The sequence below is a fragment of the Kitasatospora sp. NPDC098663 genome (assembly GCF_044760075.1).
Classification (GTDB): Bacteria; Actinomycetota; Actinomycetes; order Streptomycetales; family Streptomycetaceae; genus Kitasatospora.
Genome location: NZ_JBIWAP010000002.1, coordinates 214,062 through 234,985, shown reverse-complemented (window position 1 = coordinate 234,985; position 20,924 = coordinate 214,062). Strand labels below are relative to the sequence as shown.

Here is a 20,924-nt window from a genome sequence, read left to right as displayed (position 1 = left end):
AAACCAGACAAGTCCTGCAACGGTAGTCAGCGAACAGGGCCGGATCAAGTCGTTGTCCACAGGCTGTGGGCGAAGCGGGCTCCGGACGCCCTCGGGGGGCCGCTCGAAAAAGCTGGTTTGACCCTCGTGCCCCGTCCCGCGTACCGTAACCAGGTCGAGTTGTCGATGGCCGCTGCCGCATGTCCGCGGGTCCACCCGCTCCATAAGGCGCGCAGCACGGGCGCCGTGGATTGCCCTGAACCCCAGCCGAACTGGGGCGATGGGTCGGATTTCCGAATCAGGGGAGATCACGCGGACGCACGGTGACGGCCAAGCGATCCCCCGTCATCCTACGATTCACCTCAGGAGCCCCCGAGTGAGCAAGCGCACCTTCCAGCCGAACAACCGTCGTCGCGCGAAGACCCACGGCTTCCGGCTGCGTATGCGTACCCGCGCCGGCCGCGCCATCCTGGCTGCCCGCCGTGGCAAGGGCCGCACCAGCCTGTCCGCCTGATCCACGACAGAGAGTCTGTTGTGCTGCCCTCCGAGAATCGGCTGCGGCGGCGCCAGGACTTCGCGACCGCGGTGAAACGCGGTCGCCGGGCCGGCCGACCCCTTCTGGTCGTCCATCTCAGCAGAGAAGGCGACCCCAAGGGGCAGACCGACCGGACCAGCGACTCCCGCCCGCACGTCGCCGAGGGGACTCCTTCGGCGCGTGCGGGTTTCGTCGTGAGCAAGGCCGTCGGCCCGGCGGTCGTCCGCAACCTGGTCAAGCGCCGGTTGCGGCACCTCGTTCGTGATCGTCTGTCCAGGCTGCCCGCCGGTAGCCTGATAGTGGTGCGTGCGCTGCCCCAGGCCGCGACCGCCTCGTACCAGGACCTCGAACGTGACCTGGACGCGGCGCTGAAACGGTTGCTGAAGGTGGAGTCCGCCACGACGGCGCCGACGGGAGCAGGACGATGAAGTTCCTGCTGATGGGTCTGATCAGGGTCTACCAGTGGACCATCAGCCCACTGCTCGGTCCGGTCTGCCGTTACTACCCCTCCTGTTCGCACTACGGCTACGAGGCCGTGAAGGTGCACGGGGCGGTCAAGGGCGGCGGACTGACCGTGTGGCGCATCCTGCGCTGCAATCCGTGGACGCCCGGCGGGGTCGATCACGTTCCGCCGCGTAAGCATCCGGTGTGGCACCGGCGGCTGCGAGACTGGCTGAGCAGCCGGTCCGCCACCGGACAGCCGGTGACCACGACCCCCGCCGGTCCGGACCCCGAGGGCCCGGCGACCATTGGTCCCGAGGGGCCAATCCACATGTCCAAGGAGCCTGACCGGTGACCTTCTCCTTCCTGAATCCCCTGTACACAGCGGTGTCCTGGATCATCGTCCAGTTCCACTCGCTGTACAGCAACATCTTCGACCCGGACGGTGGCTGGGCCTGGGGTCTGGCCATCGCCTCGATGGTGGTCGTCATCCGGATCTGCCTGATCCCGCTCTTCGTGAAGCAGATCAAGGCGACCCGGGCCATGCAGGCGATCCAGCCGAAGATGAAGGCCATCCAGGAGCGCTACAAGAACGACAAGCAGCGCCAGTCCGAAGAGATGATGAAGCTGTACAAGGAGGCGGGTACCAACCCGTTCTCCAGCTGCCTTCCCATCATCGTGCAGGCGCCGTTCTTCACCGCCCTCTACGGCGTGCTCGCCAAGGTCGCCAAGAGCGAGCCGATCGGCGTCATCCACGGCGACCTGCTGCTGAGCGCCGGCAAGGCGCACATCTTCGGTGCCCCGCTCTCCGCGACCTTCGTCAGCAGCCACGAGACCAGCGTCAAGATCGTCACCGCGGTGATGATCATCATGATGTCGCTGTCGCAGTTCATCACCCAGCGCCAGCTGATGACCAAGAACGTCGACCTCACGGTCAAGACGCCGTTCATGCAGCAGCAGAAGATGCTGATGTACGTCTTCCCGGTGATGTTCGCCGTGATGGGCATCAACTTCCCCGTCGGTGTCCTGGTCTACTGGCTGACCACCAACGTCTGGTCGATGGGCCAGCAGCTGATCGTCATCCACAACAACCCGACCCCGGGCAGCAAGGCGTGGGACGAGCGGCAGGTCCGTCTGAAGAAGGCCGGCCGGCTGAACCCGGACGGTTCGGAGATCAAGGGCGCGCTCTGGGGCCTGCTGCCCCCGTCCAAGTCGACCCTCGACGCCGCCTCGGCGGCGGCCGCCGTGGTCGAGGAGTCGGCGCAGGCGCGCCGCCAGCAGCCCCGCAAGCAGACCAAGGCGCAGCGCCAGCAGAGCGGTGCCGGTCAGCACACCGCCGACCTGACCAAGGACACCGAGGCCCCGGCCGAGGAGCCCGCCGACACCGTCCCGGCCGACTCAGGTACCAAGCCGGCGGCCGCCCAGCAGGGCCCGGCCAAGCCCGGCGCGGCCAAGCCGGGCACCGCTCGGCAGCAGCCCAAGCGTGGCGGCCAGCGGCCGAAGAAGAAGTCCTGACCGGCCCTGGACCCGTTGTGACAGCGCGCAGAGCTTCGTTCCCGGCCCACCAATCTGGGCCCATCTCCGAAGGAGTCCATCAGTGACGGAAGGCACCACCTCCGCCGTCGAGGCCGAGGCCGCCGCCAGCACCGACGAGAACGTCATCGCCCGACTGGAGCAGGAGGGCGACATCGCGGCGGACTACCTGGAGGGTCTGCTCGACATCGCCGACCTCGACGGTGACATCGACATGGACGTCGAGGGCGACCGCGCCCTGGTCTCCATCGTCGGTGAGGGCAACGACCGCGCGCTGCAGCGCCTGGTCGGCCAGGACGGCGAGGTGCTGGAGGCGCTGCAGGAGCTGACCCGGTTGGCTGTCCACCGGGAGACCGGGGAGCGCAGCCGCCTCATGCTGGACATTGCCGGCTTCCGGGCCCGCAAGCGCTCCGAGCTGGCCGCGCTCGGTGCCGAGGCCGCCGAGCAGGCGAAGAGCAGCGGCGAGCAGGTCAAGCTGCGGCCGATGACGCCCTTCGAGCGCAAGGTCGTCCACGACGCGGTCGCGGCCGCCGGTCTGCGCAGCGAGTCGGAGGGCGAGGAGCCCGAGCGGTGCGTGGTCGTGCTGCCGGTCTGAGGCCGGCGGTACGACGACCGGCCGCCTCGGCGGCCGGTGGGCTTCACCGGACGCGACCCCGTCCGCCTCGTGCGGGCGGGGTCGTCGTCCCTTCGCGGGGCGTGGGCCCGGCGCGAGATGTTTCACGTGAAACTGTGCGGAGAGCGGGTCGGTGGATCCGGGGATCGGAGAGGTCGAGATGGACACGGAGAACGCGGCCGCTGGCCGGCCGGGGGCGGACGACGTGAATCCGGCCGCTGCGGGGCCGGCCGCCGAGGCGGTCGAGGCGACCGAGGTGCCCGAGCTGGCCGAGGCCCCGGCCGTCGCCCGGGAGGTCTTCGGTGATCGTTTCGACGCCGCGGTCCGCTACACCGAGCTGCTGGCCACCGCGGGCGTGCGGCGCGGGCTGATCGGGCCGCGTGAGGTGCCCCGGCTCTGGGACCGGCACGTCCTCAACTGCGCGGTGCTCGCGGAGCTGCTGCCGGCCGGCTCCACCCTGTGCGACGTCGGCTCCGGCGCCGGCCTGCCGGGCATCCCGGTGGCGCTGGCCCGTCCGGACGTCTCGGTGACGCTGCTGGAGCCGCTGCTGCGGCGGACCACCTTCCTGGAGGAGGTCGTCCGGGAGCTGGGGCTGGAGAACGTCACGGTGCTGCGCGGCCGCGCCGAGGAGATGGTCGGCAAGCTCGCGGTGGACGTGGTGACCGCCCGGGCGGTGGCGCCGCTGGACCGGCTGGCCGGCTGGGGGATGCCGCTGCTCCGTCCGCACGGGCAGATGCTGGCGCTCAAGGGCGACAGTGCCGAGCAGGAGCTGGCCGACTCGCGGGCCGGGCTGACCAAGCTGGGCGCGGTCGAGTGGAGCGTGATCTCGGTCGGCGAGGGCACTCTGGAGACCTCGACCCGGGTGGTCCAGGTCAAGGCGGGGGAGAGCCCCGGCGGGGTGAAGGCCGCGACCCGGCGGGCGAAGGCGGCCCGGGCCGGACGCAACGCCGGCGTCCGGACCGGCGAGCGCAGCCGGGGCGGGCGGCGCCGCAGCCGCTGAGGCGGGTGACGCCGGACACGCTCGACGACGGGCGGGTGGTTCCTCCTGAGGGGGGAGCCGCCCGCCCGTCGGCGTTCCGGTGACCGTCGGGGTGACGGCCGGTCGACGGGAGGACACCGGAGTGTCGCAACGTCAGATTTCCGACATAGCGGGCATGGTGTTTCACGTGAAACGTCGCTCCTTGCTCTCGGGAATCCTCGGCCGCAGCCGGGCGGCGACTGTTGCCGCTCCGGTTTCACGTGAAACACTGACCCCCATGCAGGACTCGGAGACCATCGACCAGATCGATGACACGCCCATCGCGAGGGCTGCCCAGGCTGCGGTTCAGGCGATCGGCCGAGCGGGTGAGGGCCTGCCCCGCCCCGGCGCCACCCGGGTGATCGTGGTCGCCAACCAGAAGGGCGGGGTCGGCAAGACCACCACCACCGTCAACCTGGCCGCCTCGCTCGCCATGCACGGACTGCGCGTCCTGGTCGTCGACCTCGACCCGCAGGGCAACGCCTCCACCGCCCTCGGCATCGACCACCACGCCGAGGTGCCCTCCGTCTACGACGTCCTGGTCGAGGGCAAGCCGCTCGCCGACGTGGTGCAGCCGGTGGTGGACGTCGAGGGGCTGTTCTGCGTCCCCGCGACCATCGACCTGGCCGGCGCCGAGATCGAACTGGTGTCGCTGGTGGCCCGGGAGAGCCGGCTCCAGCGCGCCATCGCCGCCTACGAGCAGCCGCTGGACTACGTCCTGATCGACTGTCCGCCCTCGCTGGGCCTGCTGACGGTCAACGCCCTGGTGGCCGGGCGGGAGGTGCTGATCCCGATCCAGTGCGAGTACTACGCGCTGGAGGGCCTGGGCCAGCTGCTGCGCAACGTCGAGCTGGTGCGCGCGCACCTCAACCCCGCGCTGCACGTCTCGACCATCCTGCTCACCATGTACGACGCCCGGACCAGGCTGGCCGCCCAGGTCGCCGAGGAGGTCCGGACGCACTTCCCGCAGGAGGTGCTGAGCACCGCGATCCCGCGCTCGGTGCGCATCTCGGAGGCGCCCAGCTACGGTCAGACGGTCCTCACCTACGACCCGGGCTCGACCGGGGCGCTCTCCTACCTGGAAGCCGCCCGCGAGCTCGGGCTGCGCGCGGCGGGGACGGGCGGCGGCCCGCTCCTGGGGCAGCAGCGGCACGGCAGCGGTACGGGGCACGGAGCCCCGGTGGCACAGCACGGTACGACGGAGGGTCATCGGTGAGTGGTCGCAGGGGTTTGGGACGAGGGCTCGGGGCGCTGATCGGCCCCGCCGTGCCGGTGGACGGCGGGGCGGCGGCACAGCCCGCGACGGCCGTGCCCACACCGGCCCCGGTGGGGGCGACCGGCGCGACGTCGCCGACCTCGGTACCGACGCTGCCGACCGGCCGCGGCACGGTGGCGGCCCGGGCGGCCGCGGAGAAGCAGGCGCAGCCGGCGCCGGTGGCCGGTGCCTTCTTCGCGGAGCTGCCGCTGGACGCGATCACGTCCAACCCGCGTCAGCCGCGTGAGAACTTCGACGACGACAAGCTGGCCGAACTGGTCGTCTCGATCAAGGAGGTCGGTCTGCTCCAGCCGATCGTGGTGCGCCAGGTCGCGCCCGATCGCTTCGAGCTGATCATGGGCGAGCGCCGCTGGCGCGCCTCCAAGGAAGCCGGGCTGAAGGAGATCCCGGCGATCGTCCGTGCCACCGAGGACGACAAGCTGCTGCTGGACGCCCTGCTGGAGAACCTGCACCGGGCCGAGCTGAACCCGCTGGAGGAGGCGGCCGCCTACGACCAGCTGCTGCGGGACTTCTCCTGCACCCACGACGAGCTGGCCGACCGGATCGGCCGCTCGCGTTCGCACGTCTCCAACACGCTGCGGCTGCTGAAGCTCTCGCCCACCGTGCAGAGCCGGGTCGCCGCCGGGGTGCTGACCGCCGGCCACGCCCGGGCGCTGCTCGGGGTGCCGGACGACGAGCGGCGGGAGCTGCTGGCCAAGCGAATCGTCGCGGAGGGCCTCTCGGTGCGGACCACCGAGGAGATCGTCGCGCTGATGGCCGAGGAGGAGGACCGGAAACCGAAGCGCCAGGCGCCGAAGGCGGGCAAGCTGATCTCCCCGGCCTTCAACGATCTGGCGAGCCGGCTGTCGGACCGCTTCGACACCCGGGTCAAGGTCGAGGTGTCGCAGCGCGGCGGCAAGCTGGGCAAGGGCAAGGTGGTGCTGGAGTTCGGTTCGGTGGAGGACCTGAACCGGATCCTGGACAGCCTGGCCCCGGGCGAGGACGGTCTGCGGCTGTCTCAGGGCTGAGAGCCGGGCCGGGGACGACACCCGAGGGGTGCATGTTCCGCGTGAGCACTGTTTCACGTGAAACATGCACCCATCGGCGTCTGTGGGGGCATGCTCGACCGTGAAGTGGAGGAGGAGATGCGGGGCATGGGACGCCGGATCGCTCCGCTGACCCTGGACAACCTCGCCGATCTGCCGACGACCTGCCGCTCCTGCGTGTTCTGGGAGCTGGACCCGGTCAGCGGGAAGGCGGCGGTGGAGTCCGGGAAGCCGGAGCTGGAGAAGGAGGGGTGGATCTCCGCGGTGCTGCTGGAGTGGGGGTCCTGCGGCCGGATCGTCTACGTGGACGACCAGCCGGCCGGCTTCGTGCTGTACGCGCCGCCCGCCTACGTCCCCCGGTCGCAGTCCTTCCCGACCAGTCCGGTCTCACCGGACGCCGTTCAGCTGATGGTCAGCCGGGTGGTTCCGGGCTACCAGCGACAGGGGCTCGGCCGGGTGCTGGTGCAGACCGTGGCCAAGGACCTGCTCGGGCGCGGGGTGCGGGCGATCGAGGCCTTCGGCTCGGCCGGTCCTGAGCCGGTCAGCTGCGTGCTGCCGGCCGACCACCTGCTCGCGGTCGGCTTCAAGACCGTCCGCTCGCACCACCGCTACCCGCGGCTGCGGCTGGAGGCGCGCACCACGCTCTCCTGGCGGGGCGATGTGGAGGTGGCGCTGGAGCGGCTGCTCGGCGGGGCGCGCAAGGAGCCGGCGCTGCGGCCGTTCTGAGGTGGGTGGAAACGACGGCGGCGGGGCTCCCCGGTGTGGGGAGCCCCGCCGCCGTGCGGTCGACGACCGGTCGACCTAGATGAAGCCGTCCAGCTCGCGCAGCAGCGCGGCCTTCGGACGGGCACCGGTGATGGACTTCACCGGCTCGCCGCCCTTGTAGAGGATCAGGGTCGGGATCGAGATCACGTTGTACTCGGCCGCGGTCGCCTGGTTGGCGTCCACGTCCAGCTTGGCGATGGTCAGCTTGTCGCCGTGCTCGGCCGCGATCTCGTCCAGGATCGGGGCGACCTGGCGGCACGGGCCGCACCAGGTGGCCCAGAAGTCGACCAGCACGGGCTTGTCGCTGTCCAGGACGTCGGCCTTGAACGTCGCGTCGGTGACGGTGGTGGTGGCGCCGGCCACGGGAACTCCTCGGGTTCGGACGGAGGGGGCTGCTGCCAGGTGAACAACGGGCGGGCCCGTTCTGTTTCGCCCTGGCCGGGGCGGGGGTGTTTCACGTGAAACGGGTGCACACCCCCGCGGGGGTCGGTCGGTGGCGAGGAGGTCAGACCGCCACGGCGGCGGCGGCCTTGGCCTCCAGGTCGTCCAGGGCGGCGAGGTGGCGCTCGGCGTCCAGCGCGGCGGAGCAGCCGGTGCCGGAGGCCGTGATGGCCTGGCGGTAGGTGTGGTCCACGACGTCGCCGGCGCCGAACACACCCGGGACGTTGGTCCGGGTCGAGGGCGCCTCGACCTTGAGGTAGCCCTCCGCGTCGAGGTCCAGCTGGCCCTTGAACAGGTCGGTGCGCGGGTCGTGGCCGATCGCGATGAACAGGCCGGTGACGGCCAGCTCGCGGGTCTCGCCGGTGGTGGTGTCGCGCAGGGTGACGCCGGTCAGCTTCGGGTCGCCGTGGATGGCCTCGACCGCGCTGTCCCACTCGAAGCGGATCTTCTCGTCGGCGAAGGCGCGCTCCTGCATCGCCTTGGAGGCGCGCAGGCTGTCCCGGCGGTGGATGATCGTGACGCTCTTGGCGAAGCGGGAGAGGAAGGTCGCCTCCTCCAGGGCGGTGTCGCCGCCGCCGACCACCGCGATGTCCTGGTCGCGGAAGAAGAAGCCGTCGCAGGTGGCGCACCAGGAGACACCGCGACCGGAGAGCTTGTCCTCGTTCGGCAGGCCCAGCTTGCGGTGCTGGGAGCCGGTGGTGACGATCACGGCGCGCGCCCGGTGCACGTTGCCCTCGGAGTCGGTGACGGTCTTGATGTCACCGGTGAGGTCGACCGAGACGATGTCGTCCGGGATCAGCTCGGCGCCGAAGCGCTCGGCCTGCGCCCGCATGTTGTCCATCAGCTCGGGGCCCATGATGCCGTCCCGGAAGCCCGGGAAGTTCTCGACCTCGGTGGTGTTCATCAGGGCGCCGCCGGCGGTGACGGCCCCCTCGAACACCAGCGGCTTGAGGGAGGCCCGCGCCGTGTAGAGCGCGGCCGTGTAGCCGGCCGGGCCGGAACCGATGATGATCACGTTACGGACGTCGCTCACTGCATCTCCTGGTTCGCATCGCGACCCGCGCTAGGTGCGGGGAGGGCGGTCCTGCTCCGCCGCCCGGGACAACGACTGACCAGTGTCTCGCATTCCCAGGCGGATCAGTACCAGGCGGCCGCACTGTGGGAGCGGCGCGGCGCCCTGTTCGTCGATCGCATGGGAACGGAGCCCCGGCCCCTGGGACGCCCGCCCCGGGACGTCAGCGGGTGGGCACGGTGCGCTCCAGCACGACCGGGCCGCAGCCGGGGGAGCGCAGGTACACGTCCGCGAACCCGGGCCGGCCGGGCGTCGGGTAGACCAGGACCTCGACCGGGGCGCCCGCGTAGCTGCCGTGGTCGGTGGCCAGCGGCACGCCCTCGGCGGGGGCCGGGCAGGCCGGCGGGGAGGACGGCGGGGAAGACGGCGGGGAGGCCTGGGTGGTGAGCTCCTGGCGGCCGTCGGCGGGCATCGCGGCGGAGGGCTTGGCGGGCCCGGTCGGGCGCAGCCCGGGGGCGGTGCCCGACCGGGCCAGCAGCTGCTGGATCTGGGTGGCGAGCTGGTCGTCCCGGTAGGTCGGGCCGGCTCCCGCGGCGTGGTCGGCGCGGGAGCTCTGCACGGTGCCGGGGCTCGCGCCGGTGCCGAGGGAGGCGGAGGCGGGGGCGCCGGCGGACAGTGCCGGGTGCTGGTCGTCCTGGCCGGCCGGGTGCAGCAGCAGGGTCGCGCCGAGGGCGATCGCGGCCAGGGCGGCGGTCGCGCCGAGCAGCAGGCCGGCGCGCCGCCGCCGGGGGCGGGGGCGGCCCGGGCCGGTGGGTGCGGCGGGCCGGGAAGGGGGCGCGGCGGGCGCCGCGGCGGTTCGGGTGGCCGGGGCGGGGGCGGCGGCCCGGGAGGCCGCGACGGGGGCGTTCTGGGCCTCCTCCGCCGCCGCGGAGACGGCGGCCGCGGCGAGGGCGGCGTCCAGCCGGGCGGCGACGTCGGCGGGCATCGGCGGGGCCTCGACGGCGCTGAGCAGTGCCTGGACCTCGTCGAGCGCGTCGGCGGTCCCGCGGCACTCGGCGCAGCCGTCCAGGTGCCGGCGCAGCGTCCAGGCGGCGTCGGCGGACTCGACGAGCCCCTCGGCGAGGTCGGCGAGCTCGTCGACGGAGGGGTGGTCCTCGGCGGGGCCGGCGGGGCCGGGGGAGGAGAGGTGGGCCGTCATCGCGTGCTCGCGTCTCCTTCCAGAACCGTCCGACCGGTGTTCGGGCCTGTCCCTGTGACGGTGCCGGCGCCCGTCGGGTTCCCCGGCGCGTTCCGCCGGGGTGGCGGGGCCGCGCCGGGGGCGTTCGGTGTTCTCGGTGTTTCACGTGAAACATCCGGAGCGCCGCCGCTCTCGCGCAGGTGGCGGACCAGCGGGAGCAGCCGGGCCCGGCCCCGGGCGCAGCGGCTCTTCACCGTGCCCACCGGGACGCCCAGCAGCTCGGCGGCCTCGGCGACGGGGTAGCCCTGCATGTCGACCAGGACCAGTGCGGCCCGCTGCTCGGCGGGCAGCTCGGCGAGCGCGGCGGCCAGCTCGCGCTGCACCTCGGCCCGGACCACCGGGGAGTCGGCCGGTTCCGCGGCGCCGACCAGGGTGTCCAGGCGCCGCGGGTCCTCGTCGAGCGGGGTGGTGCGGCGGGTGGCGCTGCGCCGGGCGCGGTCCAGACAGGCGTTGACCACGATCCGGTGCAGCCAGGTGGTGACCGCCGAGCGGCCCTGGAAGCCGGGGGCGGCGCGGAAGGCGGAGACCAGGGCATCCTGGAGGGCGTCGGCGGCCTCCTCGCGGTCGCCCAGGGTGCGCAGGGCGACCGCCCAGAGCCGGTCGCGGTGGCGGTTCACCAGGAGGCCGAAGGCGTCCGGGTCGCCGGCGACGTGCCGGGCGAGCAGCGCCGCGTCGTCCTCCGCCACCGTCACCCCTCGCCCCCCTCGCCGTCGTTCCGCGGGCCGGACCTCCGGTCAGCCGGAGACCTTGACCTCGGCGACCTGTCCGCGGAACTTGCCATCCGTATCCTTCGGCAGGCTGGTCAGCCAGATCAAGAGGTAGCGGGTGTTCGTCGGGGCGTTGAGGGTGAAGTCGACGCTGCTGCCGCTCTTCTTTCCCACGGTCGTGAAGGAGGTCAGCGGCGCCTTCTGCGGGTTGTCCGCCGCCTGGGCATTCGGGATCCGCAGCTCGGCCGTGGTGGTGCCGACGAACTGGACGTTCACCGAGCTGACGGCGTGCGGCGAGCCGAGGTCGATCAGCAGACCGGTGCCCTCCTTGTAGCCGCCCGGGACGAACTGGTCGTCGTAGCCGAAGGTCGGCCAGCTCGTGTTGGGGTCGCCGTCGATGGCCTTGGGGAGGGCCCAGGCGGATTCCGCCGAGTCGCCCTTCGGGTTGTACGAGAGGGCGGCCTTGGGCGCGATCGGCGTCGGGTTGTGGGTGCTGGCCTGCGGGGTCGGTGCGTCGCTGGTGGCCGTGGCCCGCGGAGTGGTGACCGGTCCGGTGTTGCGCAGGTTGTCCACGAACTGCCAGGAGGCGACGCCGATGGCGCCCAGGGCGACCGTCCAGGCCGTCGCCTTGACGACCCGGCGCAGCCGCCGCCGGGTGCGCCGGTTCGAGGTCGGCCGGGACGAGGCGGGCAGCGGGGCGACGGCCGGGTCGGCCACCCGGGTCGGGTTGGGCGCGGTCGGCAGCGCGTGGGTGTTGTGCCGGGGCGGGGCCGGGAAGGCGGGCAGTTCCGGTTCGGGCTGGCGGATCCGGGGCATCTGCGCGATCGCCCGGGTCAGCTCCTCCGGGGTGGTGATCGGCTCGGCGTGGTGCGGCGGATGGTCGAACAGGGCCCGCGCGGCCAGCTCGGACAGGCCCTTGTGGACGCCCGCGCGGACCTGGTCCGGCGCGGCGTTCTGGAGGCCCTTGGGCAGGCCCTGGAGGTCGTAGCGGTCCTCCGGGTAGGGCCAGCGGTGGGTGAGCGCGGCGAACAGCAGGGCGCCGATCGCGCGGGTGTCGGTGCGCTCGGCGCTGTCGGTGCCGTCCTCGTCGGGCAGCCCGCGCAGGGCGGCGTCCACCGCGATGCCGTTGATCCGGTACTGGCCGCTGTCGGTGCGCAGCACGCAGCGCGGGGTGAGCCGCAGGTGGGCCTGGCCGCGCCGGTGGGCGGCGGCGACCGCGTCGGTCACCTGGCGGACCATCTGGTACGCCTCGTGCGGCTCCATCGGGCCGTCGGCGAGCAGCTTGGCGAGGTCGGAGGCGTGCGGCAGCCACTCCCGCACGACGTAGACCAGCTCGCCCTCCTGGACGGCGTCCAGGACCTGGACGAAGCGCGGGTCGCCGAGCAGGGCGGCGGACTTCGCGGCGGCGAGCACCTTGCGGGCGCGCTGGTGGCCGGAGGCCATCAGGTGGACGCCGACGGCCCGGCGAAGCTTCTCGTCGACCGCGCGCCAGCTGCTGAAGGTCTCGGTCTGGGAGATGCACTCCTCCAGCCGGTACCGGTGGCCGATCGTGTCGCCGCTGTGCCGCATCGGGGCGGGGAGGGTGCGGGGCAGGGTGGCGGTGTCGCGCGGGTCGACGGTGGGCTGCGGGTCGGTGGGGCGGCGCTTGGCGGCCGCGGGTTCCGGGGCGGCGGGCTTGCGCCGGGCGGTGCCGCCGGCGGCCAGCTCGGCGGCGATCTCGTGGACCGAGAGCGGAGCGGTGATCTCCGAGGTCTCCTCGCCGCGGGGGGTGTCCTGGCCGGCGTCGGAGGCGTCGGTGTCCGCGTCGGCGGCCACCGGGGTGTCCGGGGCGGCGGCCCGGTCCTCGGGTGCGTCCTCGGACGGGTTCTTGGAGGAGGTGTCGGCGGCGCCGGCCTTGGCGGCCTTCCCCGCCGTGAGCTCGTCGATCGCCGCGGCCAGTGCGGCCTCGTCCGCCGCCGCGTCAGCTGCTGACGTGTCGACGACCGCCTTGGTGCCATCAGCCACCGTGGTCCTGCCTCCCCTTGTGTCGCCCCGGCTTGAGAGAGTCGCTGGAGCCCGCGGGTTGGCGGCCACGTGCTCCAGGACAATTGTGCCCACTCTTCTCCACCGAGTACGACCGCTGAGGGGCGCGCTCGGTTGCGTGCTGGTGGAGAGATGTGGTGCAGATCCGACACCGGGCCGCCATCTCGCGGCCCGGGCGGAGCCGGGCGCGGGCGGCGGCCCGGCACCCGGCCGGACGGGCGGGGGAGCCGGTGGCTCCCGTTGACACCCGGTCAGGGCGCCCGCTCGTCCGGTCGGTCGGTGTGGTGGATCAGCGGCCCAGCCGGCCGCGCACCATGCCGAGCATGGCGTTGAGCTCCTCGATCCGCAGGCGCTTCGCGATGAGCACGAACACGGCCAGCTGGAGGCCGCCGCCCGCGACGAGGGACAGCACGCTGCCCATCCAGCCGTCGAGCACCTGCTGGACCGCCAGGCTGACGCCGAGGCCGACCAGCGCGGACGGCACACCGGCGGTGGCCAGTCGGCTGTAGGTCTTGCCGATCCGCTTGCTGTCCAGCCCGCCGATCTTCTTCTTCAGCTTCGGCAGTGCGACCGCCACCCCGACGGCGTAGGCCAGACCATAGCCGAAGGCCATCCCGATCACGGTCCACTGGGCGGGCAGCACGAACCAGCAGAGCACCGAGAACCCGGCCTGGCAGACCGCGACCCAGACGGTGTTGGAGAACGGCGTCCGGGTGTCCTCGTAGGCGTAGAAGCCGCGCAGCATCACGTACTGGGCCGAGTACGGGATCAGCCCGAGCGCGAAGGCCGAGAGCATCAGACCGACGTTGGTGGCGTTGTCCAGGGCCCGGTCACCGCCGCCGATCCCGTAGATCGAGCGGGCGATCGCCGGGCCGAGCGACAGGAACAGGAAGGCGCCCGGGACGACCGCCACCGCGCTGGTGCGCAGCCCGTACGACAGGTCGTCGCGGACGGCGCCGGCGTCCTCGTCGGCCGCCGCCCGGGAGAGCCGGGGGAGCACCGCGCTCATGATCGAGACGGTGATCACGGCCTGCGGGAGCTGCCAGATCAGCAGGGCGTTGGAGAACGCCGCGAGGCCGACGCCCTCGTGGCCGCCCTTCTCGGCGGCGCTGCCGGCGGCGGTGGCCAGCTGGGTGATGACCAGGAAGCCGGCCTGGTTGGCGAGCACGAAGAGGAAGGTCCACTTGGCCAGCCGGGCGGCCTTGCCCAGGCCGTGGCCGCGCCAGTCGAAGCGCGGCCGGTAGCGGAAGCCGGCCGACCGCAGGTACGGGATCATCGCCAGCGACTGGACGACCAGGCCGAGCAGGGTGCCGAGGCCGAGCAGCCGGACGCCCTCGGGCGAGATGCCCTCGGGAGTCACGTGCGTGCCGCTGTAGCCGCCGTACACCCAGATGTAGGCGCCGAAGGTGAAGATCACCACGATGTTGTTGAGGACCGGGGTCCACATCATCGCGCCGAACCGGCCGCGGGCGTTGAGGATCTGCCCCATCACCACGTGGACGCCCATGAAGAAGATGGTCGGCAGGCAGTACCGGGCCAGCGCGACCGTGGTCTCGGCGCGCTCCGCGTTCTCCATCATCGGGTGCGAGATCAGCTGCACCAGCAGCGGTGCCCCGAGCACCGCGAGGAACACCACGCCGCCGAGCCCGACCATCACCAGGGTGAGCAGCCGGCTGGCGTACGCGGTGCCGCCGTCCTCGTCGTTCTTCATGCTGCGCACCAGCTGCGGCACGAAGACGGCGTTCAGCGCGCCGCCGCCGATCAGGATGTACAGCAGGGTCGGCAGGGTGTACGCGGCGTTGTACGAGTCGCCCATGACGGCGACGCCGATGGCCGCGGTGATCACCATGGTCCGGACGAAGCCGGTGCCGCGGGAGACCAGCGTGCCGGCCGCCATGATCGCGCTGGAGTTCAGCAGGCTCGCGACCTTGCCGCCGCCGCCGGCCGCCGGGGCGGGCTCGGCCGCGGGCGCGGGCGCGTACTGCGCGGCGCGCTCCTCGGCGACGAGGTCCGCCAGCGGCTCCACCGCCGGCGGCACCGCCACGGCGGCCACCTGCATGGTGGCCTCGTCCTCGGAGAGCGGCGGGTCGAACTCGATCGGGGGGACGAAGGGGCGGTGCCCGTCCGGGCCGGCGTACTGCTGCTGCCCCGGGTAGCCGCCCGTCGGCGGGTACGGCGCGGGGGCGACCGGCGGCACGGCGGCGGGGGGCGGGGGCGCGACCGGCGGTGCCGTCGGGTGCGCCGGGGCGGGCGGGGGCACCGGCGGTTGGGCCGCGGCCTGCGCCTGGTGGCCGCCGAACAGCGCGTCCACCCCGACGTACTCGGTGGTCTCGCTGTCCCAGGTCGAGTGCGCCGGGCCGGGCTCCCACTGCGGCCGGGGCTGCTCCGGGCCGCCCCACTGGCCGCCGCCGGCCGGAGCCGGGGCCTCCTGCCAGGCGGCCTGCACCGGGGTGTCCCAGCCGGGCTGCACGGGCGGCACCGGGGCCGCGAACGGCGTCGGCGCCGAGTACTGTGCCGGCGGCACCGGCGTCGGGTAGCCGCCGCCCTGCGGCGGCAGCTGCGGCGGCACGTCGTACGCGGTGGCCGGCGGCTGAGGTGCCGCGGGCCGGTCGGCCCGCAGACCGTACGGGTCCTGGCCGGCCTGCGGGTTCCCGTACGCGTCGGCCGCGTACGGGTCCTGGGCGTAGGTGTCGGCCACGTACCAGTCGCCGGACGGCGACTCGGCGCCCGGCCGGTTCTCACCGCGGCCCGGCGGCCGCTCCTCGCTGCGCCCGGTCATGTCACCTCTTCGCTGTCGTGGGGGAGGCCGGCCCGGCGTCGCGGGGTCTCGGCGGTATCAAGGACCAACCTTCTCATCACTGGCGGTCCGATCCCGGCCATCCGCGTTGCTGCCGCGCGGTGTCTGCGTGGGGCCGGCCCCGGTGGATCCGCCGCCGGAGCCATCCTCGGGGCCCTTCCCGGCAGGTCCGCCGACGCCGCCCCCGGTCTCGCCGTCGGGCTTCTCGCCGCTCGCGTCCCCGCCCGCGCCCTGAGCCCCGTCCCGGGCCTCGTCCGCCGCCGGGTCCTGAGCCCCGCTCGCCGCCGGGCCGTCGACCGGCTGGTCGCCGTCGGCGTGCGGCTGCCCGGCCCGCCGCTTGCGCTGGCGCACGAAGCGCAGCGCGGCCAGCAGCAGCAGGGCGGCGGCGGCCGCGAAGACGTACAGCACGCCGTTGGTCACCGAGGTGACGTCCACCCTGAACTGCTGCGGTTCGCCGTACTTCTGCGGGTTGGGGCCGGTGGTCCAGAGCTGGGCGGTCATGTTGACCGGGCCGTTGTTGTGCGCCTCGGCGTTGAACCGGAGGGTGACGCTCTGGGAGGCGGGGATGACCAGTTCCTCCTCCTTGCCCACCCGCAGCCGGTTCGGCTGGGTCGAGGTGAGCACCAGCTTGAGGTTGGTGACGGTCTGGGTGAGGTCGTTGCGGACGCTGACCTGGAGCAGACCGGTGTTGCCGGCGAAGGTGACGACGTTCTTCTTCGGCACCCGGACGGCCCCGGTCAGCTCGTCCAGGTACTTGGCGACGTCCGCGCGGTAGGTGCTGCCGGCCGCCGCGTTGGTGCGCCACTCGGTGGACAGCGAGCGGACCATCGCGGCGCTGAACGGGCCGCGCACCCGCTGGGGCAGGGTGAGCACCCGCATCAGCGTGTCCAGGTTCTGCTGGATCTCGTCGGTGCTGCTCAGCTCGGCCGCGGACAGCTCCGAGGCGCGGACCTGGGCCGGGTAGTCGGCGGCCGCCGGGACGGCGGTGTTGGCCTTCGGGTCGGGCGAGGCCTGGGCCAGGGTGTCCAGCTTGACCGGGGTGAGCCACTTGTTGTCGGAGGCCGTCTGCAGGGCGTCCGCCAGCACCTTGGCGGTGCTCGCAGTCAGGTCGCGCGGCGGCATCACCAGCAGGCCGCGCTGGTTCTGCGGCTGCTCGTGGGTGATCGTGTAGGTCTCGGCGAGGAAGCGCTGGTTCGCCCTGGTCTGCGCCTGCGGGGAGGCGAGGTCGGTCTGGAACAGGGAGGAGACGGTCTCGTCGGCGACCACCGCGTTCTGCCCGTTGCCGATCGGGCGCACCGCGGTCGGGGTGTAGTTCATCGCGTCCGGCTCCGGCATGCTCGCGCCGTTGACCAGGACCAGGCCGTCCCCGGCCTGCTGGGCGATGCCCGCGATCTGCTGGTCCAGGTAGCCCTGGTACGGCCAGGCCACGTCCGAGCGGGTGTCGACGGACAGCCGCCCCTCGACGGTGAGCCGGCCGGCGGTGGCCGCCTTGCCCAGGGCGGTGGCCATCCCGGTCAGGTCGGCGCCGTTGTGCGCGATCGAGGCGAGGTCCGGGTCGGCGTAGGGCAGTGACACCACCTGGCCGCCCGGCTTGGCGACGGCGGCCCGCAGCTTGTCCAGCCAGGCCGTGGCGGCGGCCTGGCCGGTGCCGGGGACGGTGTTGTCGTCCTTGGCCGGCTTGCCGACGTCCTGGCCCGGCTTCTGCACCCGGTACGGCCTGGTCATCGCGAACGCGGTGTCCAGCAGGTCCGGGTCGACCACCCAGGTCAGCCCGGTCATCTTGGCCCCGGTGTCCACCAGCTCGTACAGCCGGCCGCCCGGGGAGAACTCGGCGGTCAGGCTGTCGTCGCGCAGGACGGGGACGGGCTGGTCGTTGTCGGAGTAGGTCTGCGCGGCCAGCACCGGCGCGTGCACCAGCGGCCAGAGCGTGGTGACCTTGCCGGGCTGCGCCTCGGCGCCGCCCGGGTTGTACGGCAGGAAGGTCCGGGCGATGCCCAGCGGCCGGTCGCGCTGGTTGTCGGCGGTCGAGCCCCAGGCGTCCACCGCGAGCTCGTAGACGCCGCTGTCGGACAGCCCGAGGTCGCTCACCGAGACGCTCAGGGTGTAGGGCTGGTTCTGGCCCGGTCCCAGCTCGGGCAGGGCGTACTGCGGGCTGTCCAGCTCCACGCCGTCGTAGCTGCTCGGGCCGCTGCGGGTGGCCACCAGGGACAGGTCGCTGCGCCGCTGCAGCGGCTTGCTGGACAGCGGCTTGCGGACGGCCGCGTGGGCGTTCTTGACCGCGGCCTTGCCGGTGTTGGTGACGTGCCCGGTGATCTTCACGATGCCGTTCGGGCTGGCCACCTGGGGTGCCACCGTCTCGATGGTCATCTCCACCGGGTACTCGGCCGAGACGCCGTTGTCGGCGGTCGGCCGGATGCCGCCCCCGGCGGGTAGCGCCGCGGCCGGGGCGACCGCCGAGAACAGGGCCAGGGCGGCCCCGCAGGCGGCGGCGAGGCGGCGTGCCGCCCGTTCCGCGCGCCGCCCCGTACGGTGCCCTTCGACGGGGCGTTCGGTCCTTCCGGGCCGTGGTTCCGCCCCCAGGCCCGAGTGCCGTGCCGGCTCACTCACTCGTTCCGCCCTCGCCGTTCTCGATCGCTCGCTGCTGATGCTGTTCGCTTGACGTTCTTCGCTTGACGCTGTTCGCCGCGCTGGTGCCGCGGGAGCTCCGCCGACCACGGCGGCACGCGACACCGCATCCCCTGTCCGGTGCCCGAGACTCGTCCACCGGCATGGTAACGATGCAGCCCGTGGTGCAGTGTTGCGGGCCTCGGGGTGAGACGCCCAAAACGCGCGGGCGGTTGACCTGTCGGGCCACGTACTCTTGTGAGCCGTGTCCACTGCCAATGAGTCCACCGCGCACCTCGACCGTTCCAGCACCGCCGTCCAGGCCGTCCCAGGCCTGAGCGAGGCCCAGACCCTGGGGCTGCAAGAGCTGCTGCGGGTGTCGCCGGTGGCCGACGAGATCGCCCGTCGGTTCGAGGCGGCCGGCCACCGGCTGGCCCTGGTCGGCGGTTCGGTGCGGGACGCCCTGCTCGGCCGGCTCGGCAACGACCTGGACTTCACCACCGACGCCCGCCCGCAGCAGGTGCTCAGGCTGGTCAAGGGCTGGGCGGACGCGGTCTGGGACGTCGGCATCGCCTTCGGCACGGTCGGCGCCCGCAAGGACACCCCCGAGGGCTCCTTCCTGATCGAGATCACCACCTACCGCTCCGAGGCGTACGACCGGACCTCCCGCAAGCCCGAGGTCACCTACGGCGACACCATCGAGCAGGACCTGGTCCGCCGGGACTTCACCGTCAACGCGATGGCCGTCGACCTGCCCGGCCGCGGCTTCGTCGACCCGCACCACGGCCTGGAGGACCTGGAGGCCCGGGTGCTGCGCACCCCCGCGACCCCCGAGGAGTCCTTCTCCGACGACCCGCTGCGGATGATGCGCGCCGCCCGCTTCGCCGCCCAGCTCGACTTCGAGCCGGCCCCCGAGGTCGTCGCCGCGATGACCGCGATGGCCGAGCGGATCACCATCGTGTCCGCCGAGCGCGTCCAGGCCGAGCTGAACAAGCTGCTGCTGGCCAAGCACCCGGTGAAGGGCCTGCGGCTGCTGGTCGACACCGGCCTCGCCGACCACGTGCTGCCCGAACTGCCCGCACTCCGGCTGGAGCGCGACGAGCACCACCGGCACAAGGACGTCTACGAGCACTCGCTGACCGTCCTGGAACAGGCCGTCGACCTGGAGCAGGACGGCCCGGACCTCACCCTGCGGCTGGCCGCGCTGCTGCACGACATCGGCAAGCCGCGCACCCGCCGCTTCGAGTCCGACGGCCGGGTCTCCTTCCACCACCACGAGGTGGTCGGCGCCAAGATGACCCGCAAGCGGATGCGCGAGCTCAAGTACTCCAAGGAGCTCACCGAGGACGTCTCGCAGCTGGTCGAGCTGCACCTGCGCTTCCACGGCTACGGCGGCGGCGAGTGGACGGACTCCGCGGTGCGCCGCTACGTCACCGACGCCGGACCGCTGCTGGAGCGCCTGCACAAGCTCACCCGCTCCGACTGCACCACCCGCAACCGCAAGAAGGCGGCGGCGCTGTCGCGCACCTACGACGGCCTGGAGCAGCGGATCACCGAGCTGAAGGCCCAGGAGGAGCTGGACGCCGTCCGCCCGGCGCTGGACGGCAACCAGATCATGGAGCTGCTCGGGCTCAAGCCCGGCCCGCAGGTCGGCAAGGCGTACAAGCACATGCTCGAACTCCGGCTGGAGCACGGCCCGCTGGAGCACGACGAGGCGGTGGCCGCGCTGCGGGCCTGGTGGGCCGAGCAGCAGGGCTGAGCGACGCCGCGAGGGGTGGTCCCGGCGTCGGCCGGGACCACCCCTCGGGCGTGCCGGGTCAGCCGTGCAGGCTCTGCAGGCAGAGCACGTAGTCGAGGGCCGGCAGGTTGGAGTAGGTGCGGGTGTAGGTGCTGTCCGACTTCGGCTGCTTCTCGCAGACCTTCTCGTCGGACGTGGCCAGGTACTTGAAGACCACCTTGTACTGGGCGCGGGAGTCGCCGCAGGGCAGCATGGTGATCTTCGGGTTGGCGTCGTGGGTCGCGCCGGTGCCGTTCTCGTTGCGCAGGCAGTCGCCGGGGTTGGCCCGGTCGATGCTGTCGGCCGCGGTGCTGGGGGCGGTCGGCGGCGGCAGCGTGATGGTGGGCACCGGCGGCAGGCTGAACGTCGGCGAGGGGAACGGCCGCGGCGCGTGGGTCGGCAGCGGCGGCGCCGAGAAGGTGGTCACCGGGGGCACCGCCACCGTCGGTACCGCGATCGGCGCGGCCGGGCCGTCGTCCTTCGGGCCGAGCACCCCGGTGGCGGCCAGGACGAGCGTGACGACCACCGAGAGCGGCAGCAGCAGCATCAGCGCGTGCGGCCGCCGGCCCAGCGGGACGCCGGGGTCGAGCTGGGGGCCGTGGCTGCCCGGGACGGGCGGCGGCAGCCGCTTGACCTTGCCGTTGGCGGCGAGGTTCAGCAGCAGGGTGATCGGCGCCAGCAGCACCGACGCCGGGCTCCACCAGCCCTGGACCAGGGTGCGGGCGGACAGGTCGCGCACCGTCGCCGTCCCGCAGGTGCGGCAGAACGGGCCCGGCATCCGCAGCATCCGGTAGGCCAGGACCAGGCCCTGGTGGCCGCGGACGGTGGCGTCCACGGCCGGGAAGCCGCCGCAGAAGCGGCAGGCGGGACCGCCCTGCGGCGCCGGCGGCGGGTACCCGTACCCGTACCCGTACCCGTAGCCGGGCGCGGGCTGCGGGGGGTGGCCGTACGGCTGGTCGGGCGGCGGCGGGGCGGCCGGGTAGCCGTAGCCGGGCGGCGGGCCCGGCGGCGGGGGCGGGGTCGGCCGGGCGTAGGGGTTGTCGGTGGCGTACGGGTTGCCGTCGTCGGGCGGCGGGGCGCCGTACGGCAGTTGGGGCGGCGGAACGGACAAGAGATCCCCCGGGATGCGGTGGTGGTGGAGA

18 protein-coding genes are annotated in these 20,924 nt (G+C 73.2%); 10 read left to right on the top strand and 8 right to left on the bottom strand.

Going from position 1 to position 20,924, the window contains the following annotated elements:
- Window positions 1-355 precede the first annotated feature (355 nt).
- From rpmH to ACIQVZ_RS03085, 9 genes are all read left to right on the top strand, one after another.
- Window positions 356-493: a 50S ribosomal protein L34 gene (rpmH, locus tag ACIQVZ_RS03125; RefSeq protein WP_030392420.1), complete on the top strand. Its 138-nt coding sequence runs from the start codon at window positions 356-358 to the stop codon at window positions 491-493.
- 20 nt (window positions 494-513) lie between these two features.
- Complete coding sequence (gene rnpA / locus ACIQVZ_RS03120) at window positions 514-942, top strand: ribonuclease P protein component (protein WP_350876735.1); 429 nt, start codon at window positions 514-516, stop codon at window positions 940-942.
- A complete protein-coding gene (gene yidD, locus ACIQVZ_RS03115; protein WP_063348465.1) occupies window positions 939-1,310 on the top strand; it encodes a membrane protein insertion efficiency factor YidD in 372 nt (123 codons plus the stop codon). The genes rnpA and yidD overlap by 4 nt, the downstream gene beginning before the upstream one ends.
- Window positions 1,307-2,470, top strand: a complete 1,164-nt coding sequence (gene yidC, locus ACIQVZ_RS03110; RefSeq protein ID WP_350876733.1) for a membrane protein insertase YidC — start codon at window positions 1,307-1,309, stop codon at window positions 2,468-2,470. The genes yidD and yidC overlap by 4 nt, the downstream gene beginning before the upstream one ends.
- 82 nt (window positions 2,471-2,552) lie before the next feature.
- Entirely contained in the window at window positions 2,553-3,083 is a 531-nt protein-coding gene (locus ACIQVZ_RS03105; protein ID WP_063348467.1) for a R3H domain-containing nucleic acid-binding protein, read from the top strand.
- A gap of 178 nt (window positions 3,084-3,261) precedes the next feature.
- On the top strand, window positions 3,262-4,101 hold the full coding sequence (rsmG, locus tag ACIQVZ_RS03100; protein ID WP_350876731.1) for a 16S rRNA (guanine(527)-N(7))-methyltransferase RsmG: 840 nt from the start codon (window positions 3,262-3,264) through the stop codon (window positions 4,099-4,101).
- Window positions 4,102-4,384: 283 nt separating this feature from the next.
- Entirely contained in the window at window positions 4,385-5,335 is a 951-nt protein-coding gene (locus tag ACIQVZ_RS03095) for a ParA family protein (RefSeq protein WP_350876943.1), read from the top strand.
- Between the two features lie 14 nt (window positions 5,336-5,349).
- Window positions 5,350-6,402: a ParB/RepB/Spo0J family partition protein gene (locus ACIQVZ_RS03090; RefSeq protein WP_350876729.1), complete on the top strand. Its 1,053-nt coding sequence runs from the start codon at window positions 5,350-5,352 to the stop codon at window positions 6,400-6,402.
- 126 nt (window positions 6,403-6,528) lie between these two features.
- Window positions 6,529-7,146 (top strand): GNAT family N-acetyltransferase, encoded by a 618-nt coding sequence (locus ACIQVZ_RS03085; protein WP_350876727.1) that lies wholly within the window; start codon window positions 6,529-6,531, stop codon window positions 7,144-7,146.
- Window positions 7,147-7,221: 75 nt separating this feature from the next.
- Here the strand turns inward: ACIQVZ_RS03085 and trxA are convergent, their stop codons facing one another.
- From trxA to ACIQVZ_RS03050, 7 genes are all read right to left on the bottom strand, one after another.
- Window positions 7,222-7,548 carry a thioredoxin gene (gene trxA, locus ACIQVZ_RS03080; protein WP_350876725.1) on the bottom strand — a complete coding sequence of 109 codons (327 nt, stop codon included), beginning with the start codon at window positions 7,546-7,548 and terminating at the stop codon, window positions 7,222-7,224.
- A gap of 142 nt (window positions 7,549-7,690) precedes the next feature.
- Entirely contained in the window at window positions 7,691-8,659 is a 969-nt protein-coding gene (trxB, locus tag ACIQVZ_RS03075; RefSeq protein ID WP_402446691.1) for a thioredoxin-disulfide reductase, read from the bottom strand.
- A 202-nt stretch (window positions 8,660-8,861) separates the two neighbouring features.
- A complete protein-coding gene (locus ACIQVZ_RS03070; RefSeq protein WP_402446688.1) occupies window positions 8,862-9,836 on the bottom strand; it encodes a hypothetical protein in 975 nt (324 codons plus the stop codon).
- On the bottom strand, window positions 9,833-10,561 hold the full coding sequence (gene sigM, locus ACIQVZ_RS03065) for an RNA polymerase sigma factor SigM (RefSeq protein ID WP_402446685.1): 729 nt from the start codon (window positions 10,559-10,561) through the stop codon (window positions 9,833-9,835). The genes ACIQVZ_RS03070 and sigM overlap by 4 nt, the downstream gene beginning before the upstream one ends.
- Window positions 10,562-10,609: 48 nt before the next feature.
- Window positions 10,610-12,586, bottom strand: a complete 1,977-nt coding sequence (locus ACIQVZ_RS03060; RefSeq protein WP_402446682.1) for a hypothetical protein — start codon at window positions 12,584-12,586, stop codon at window positions 10,610-10,612.
- A 307-nt stretch (window positions 12,587-12,893) separates the two neighbouring features.
- Window positions 12,894-15,383 carry a murein biosynthesis integral membrane protein MurJ gene (gene murJ / locus ACIQVZ_RS03055; protein ID WP_402446680.1) on the bottom strand — a complete coding sequence of 830 codons (2,490 nt, stop codon included), beginning with the start codon at window positions 15,381-15,383 and terminating at the stop codon, window positions 12,894-12,896.
- 57 nt (window positions 15,384-15,440) lie between these two features.
- Window positions 15,441-18,008, bottom strand: a complete 2,568-nt coding sequence (locus tag ACIQVZ_RS03050) for a DUF6049 family protein (protein ID WP_402446679.1) — start codon at window positions 18,006-18,008, stop codon at window positions 15,441-15,443.
- 355 nt (window positions 18,009-18,363) lie between these two features.
- Between ACIQVZ_RS03050 and ACIQVZ_RS03045 the strand changes: the two genes are divergently transcribed.
- Window positions 18,364-19,764 carry a CCA tRNA nucleotidyltransferase gene (locus ACIQVZ_RS03045; protein ID WP_402446883.1) on the top strand — a complete coding sequence of 467 codons (1,401 nt, stop codon included), beginning with the start codon at window positions 18,364-18,366 and terminating at the stop codon, window positions 19,762-19,764.
- Between the two features lie 58 nt (window positions 19,765-19,822).
- Here ACIQVZ_RS03045 and ACIQVZ_RS03040 read toward each other — a convergent pair whose 3' ends face one another.
- Window positions 19,823-20,893 (bottom strand): hypothetical protein, encoded by a 1,071-nt coding sequence (locus tag ACIQVZ_RS03040; protein WP_402446677.1) that lies wholly within the window; start codon window positions 20,891-20,893, stop codon window positions 19,823-19,825.
- Window positions 20,894-20,924: the final 31 nt, after the last annotated feature.

Excerpts from the sequence above, each read along its gene's own strand:
- yidD (WP_063348465.1), top strand. The coding sequence starts at position 939 with ATGAAGTTCCTGCTGATGGGTCTGATCAGGGTCTACCAGTGGACCATC.
- rsmG (WP_350876731.1), top strand. The coding sequence starts at position 3,262 with ATGGACACGGAGAACGCGGCCGCTGGCCGGCCGGGGGCGGACGACGTG.
- ACIQVZ_RS03085 (WP_350876727.1), top strand. The coding sequence starts at position 6,529 with ATGGGACGCCGGATCGCTCCGCTGACCCTGGACAACCTCGCCGATCTG.
- ACIQVZ_RS03070 (WP_402446688.1), bottom strand. The coding sequence starts at position 9,836 with ATGACGGCCCACCTCTCCTCCCCCGGCCCCGCCGGCCCCGCCGAGGAC.
- murJ (WP_402446680.1), bottom strand. The coding sequence starts at position 15,383 with ATGACCGGGCGCAGCGAGGAGCGGCCGCCGGGCCGCGGTGAGAACCGG.